This window comes from Corallincola luteus (assembly GCF_004336975.1).
GTDB lineage: Bacteria > Pseudomonadota > Gammaproteobacteria > Enterobacterales > Neiellaceae > Corallincola > Corallincola holothuriorum.
The window spans coordinates 1-4,021 of sequence record NZ_SJXE01000025.1; the positions used below are offsets into that span (position 1 = coordinate 1).

Genomic DNA, 4,021 nt, shown 5'->3' on the forward strand with positions numbered 1-4,021 from the left:
TGTTTCGCCAACACAGGTAACAGCTTCTGGGTGAGCAGATAGGGTGCCAGGGTGTTCACTACAAACCTGACATCTAATCCCGCAGGCGTCATAGGGTTAGGCACATTGAACACGCCAGCATTGTTAATCAGTACATCTAATGTTTGATGCTTTGTCGTTAGGTCAGCGGCAACGGCAGTGGCCAGAGCTTCCACACCTGCCATATCAGAAAGATCGGCGACATACCCCGCTACCGAGCCGTTATTCACGGCCTGCGCGGCCAGTTCGGTCTTTACCTTATTGAGTTTGTCGGCATTTCGGCCATGAAGCAGGATCCTATGGCCCTGAGCCACCTAGGACGGACAGCCATCTTTTACTACGTATGAAGAATCACCTTTGAGCACTCAGAATTCAATAGTCATTGAGCTAAAAATATCGTGGAATAGGTGTCCTTGATCAGCTTACGATCTAACAGGGTTAAACGCTCAAGCACCCATTGTTTACGGTGGCTGTAGTCGGTATTGGTGAACCTATCTTCACCGCACAAGAAAGCACGGCGAACGCAGCGGCAAACACAATGGTAGTAAGGCGTATCGGCGGGTGAAACCAGCTCTGAACGGGGGCGAGTCATATCAGCTTCCTTGCTTTCAGATATCTTAACCAAAAGCGTAGAAGCCGTTCAAAAATCAGTCAAACAAAAGTGGGTGTCCTTTTATGCTTGTTTTCACTTATTGCTAATTCCCATCCAGATTTAGTTCTTTACTTTACGAACTCACCAACCCCGGCCGCTTCATATAAAATAGTTATACCTATTCCACCTACAGCTCCAGCAGCTATAGAAACCACCTAGGACAGCCATCTCTTACTCTCCTTCTTTATTGCAGGATGAAAGTATATCGACATATTTAGGGTAAATGGTTATCGCACTAATCATAGGATAATCAATGTAATCCTTTTCCGTCTTATAATTATATTCATAATCACGAAAGCCAATGATTTTCTCGCACTTCTTTGAATAGTCAAAATCCGAAATTTCAAAATTAGGAAAGTTAAGAATCATAAAAATACAGAATAAAAAATCAATATCATTTATGTGAGGGGAATTAATCTTTTTCATCACTAAAGATTTTGCTTCTGCAGAATGGTATAAGGATAGTGAAATTAGTTCAAAATAGAAAGTATCCTTAAGGTAGTCTTCCTCCGATTTATATTCTTTAGAAAAAGGTTCTAATAATAGCTGTGAGAGTATAGCTAAACTGCACTCAGAAATAAGAGTAGACTCACAATGGTATCCTTTTGATTTATAATACTCAACAACGAATTTAAGAAGATTGATAACATCAACATTTTCAGCAGAAAAAAACACTTTTTTTGACACATTTATATTCGAATGAAAACCCAAAAAAAACTGCTTGTAAATTATGTTAACAATCATCTTTGAACCTTCTTCATCCAATAAATAAACATCATCAACCAGATGCGAAAAAAGAATTTTATTCATGAATAAGATCTGATCTAAATATTCTTTAAAATCTCCTGAATCTAATATCCTATAGAACGTATCCGCTACGATTTTAGCTATTTCTTTGGACGCACCACCTTTAGAAAAACTGTAAAAATACAAGTGGTATAAATAGTTGTCATCAAGGAGAGTCTTTCCATTTACTTTAAAATTCAAAAATTCATTGAAAGCCTTACTCCTAATTAAGTCGGGATCAGAAAAAATCCAATAAAAAAGAATAAACTTAAGCCTCTCCTTTTCTGCTCCTGAGTTCATACCCTTCAACAGATCAATATATAAACGAATATTTACTTTGTCATAAAAAATTTCATCATTAAGAATATCTATAGGGCTTGAATTTTCATTTTTTATACTATTTATTATTTCATCCTGCTCTTCTATTGATAAAAAACACATCCCTTTTGATTCATTTGAGCAAAGGTTATCATTTATATAAAAGTGATAGTTCCGACTAAAAGAGTTCTCTATTTTATAACGGTTATCCTTCAAAAAGTCAGAAGTAATTGAAGAAAATTCATTACTAATAAATTCGTTAAATTCCTTTAGACTGCAAAACCTATAGCTATTTTCACCCATAGTATCGACTGAAAGTATATTAACCTGCTTAGGTGAGACGACCTTAAAATTATCCAAGCGCCCAATTTCGTTACATCTATCAACATCATATGCAACCAAAAAATTTGGTTCGTCATTTCTGATAATCTGCCTAAAATAGTTGCGACTATCCAATTTAACACCTGATTCAAGACTAGGTAAGTTACTTCCAAAGCACAAGCTAGAAATAAGAAGTAATATAAATACTGTTATAATCTTCATCTAAACTCTTTAAATTTAATTTTTATACGTAGGGTAAAATATTTAATATCGCTATATCGGAAAAATAATGTAGTAAGTAGCCCTATTATAACTGCCGGAGTTACTTCCAAGAACTTTAAAGCCGCCTAGGACAGCCATATCTTACTACGTATGAAGAATCACCTTTGAGCATTAAGAATTCAATCGTCATTAAGCTAAAAATATCGTGGAATGGGTGTCCTTGATCAGCTTACGCAAACGGCGGTTTCAATACTCGTTGATTGTCCATTCTGATATTTCTAATTCATTAAGACTCGAGATGAGTTGTTCTCTCATGGAGGTTAGAGTCTGGTTACCGAGCGAGCCTTCAACTGTGACGTTCAAACAGTATCTTTCTTCGACAAATCGAACTCGAACACCATCAACGTATATCCAATAAACATTGTGTTCTTCTTCATCCTCAACAAGGCTTTCATGAGTAAAATCAAAATCGTAAAGCGCCTTAACCAGGTTGAAGTCAACGCTGAACCCCATGCTTTCCTCTAGTCTAGCCATGTCCTGTTGGTGGTGTTCCTCCCAGTTAACTTCATTGCTCCATAGAGCCTGCCTAATATCATAAATATGATTTCTGGCTTTATCTTTTCTAGTTAGCTCCCAGCGAGGCCATTTCCGTTCAGTAAGCCTTTGCCAAGTCCAATTTTCTATATCCAGCTTCCAGTCATCGATGTTTTCTCTAAGGGGAGAGTCCAATCCAATTTCAATAAACCCTTTTGTTACGGTGATGGACGTCTGGCTTGTATCGAGAATAGCTTCATGGCGGTGAATCCATCCGGGCGATTTACCGCTACTGTTAATCGGACTAATTTTAAAATCATTCAGATCAAGTAGATAAAGCTGAGTAGAAGCTTCTACTCTTTCTTGTGGATATCCAAGGCTACCGATCAGCACTATTTTGCTGCCAATTAATGTTGCGGTATGAAAATCTGACGGCGGAAAGTCGGTTTTTGGATAGCAATAGAAGTCGAACTCTCCATTTGGATGCTCGACGATTACATCGTTATAGATATAGAAGTCAGGGTCATAATGATCTTCATGTTCCCCCCCTATATACACGGTGCGGCCATCGGGAAGTTGAGTTTTGGTTTGTCCAAAACGGTCAAAACTCCATGTTGGACCTTCATCGAATGGAGAAGGGCCATCCATCTTCTGTGTCGATAAATAACCACACAATTTTGAGCGTACCAACCACTCCCACACAGGAGATTCTATTTTCTGGGGATTTGAATTCCCAAAGCGAGGGGAACGCCACTCTTTAAACAGTTGCTGGGTAACGCCATACTCTTTTGGATCGATATTTTCTTCCATAGCACCTAGAACTAGAATAGGAATAGAAAGGACAGCCATTTCTTACTACGTATGAAGAATCACCTTTGAGCACTAAGAATTCAATAGTCATTAAGCTAAAAATATGACTTGATACTTGTTAACTGACTATTTTTTGGAGGATGTTTTACGATTTGAAGCTAAACCACAGGAAGCAAGGCACACCAGCCTCTTCCCCTGAGGGAATGAAGAGTGAAGCATTGACGAAAGTGGTGCTTTTCGGTTTAGCCAGTCGGTGGCGTTAACGCTGGGCCATATACTCGGCTTCTCGCATTAGTTTGTGCGTAGCGCTTTCTACTCGCTGGGTTGCCAATCACGGTGCCGCGTGACAGATTTTGCTTT

4 protein-coding genes are annotated in these 4,021 nt (G+C 38.5%); all 4 read right to left on the reverse strand.

What is annotated here, in order from left to right; translation table 11 throughout:
* On the reverse strand, window positions 1-332 hold a 332-nt coding region (locus EZV61_RS19290), incomplete at its 3' end, for an SDR family NAD(P)-dependent oxidoreductase (protein ID WP_131417663.1).
* 65 nt (window positions 333-397) lie between these two features.
* Window positions 398-610, reverse strand: coding sequence for a transposase (locus tag EZV61_RS19295; RefSeq protein ID WP_131417665.1), 213 nt, complete (start codon window positions 608-610; stop codon window positions 398-400).
* A gap of 231 nt (window positions 611-841) precedes the next feature.
* Complete coding sequence (locus tag EZV61_RS19300) at window positions 842-2,317, reverse strand: hypothetical protein (RefSeq protein ID WP_131417667.1); 1,476 nt, start codon at window positions 2,315-2,317, stop codon at window positions 842-844.
* A gap of 246 nt (window positions 2,318-2,563) precedes the next feature.
* Entirely contained in the window at window positions 2,564-3,700 is a 1,137-nt protein-coding gene (locus EZV61_RS19305) for a hypothetical protein (RefSeq protein ID WP_131417669.1), read from the reverse strand.
* Window positions 3,701-4,021: the final 321 nt, after the last annotated feature.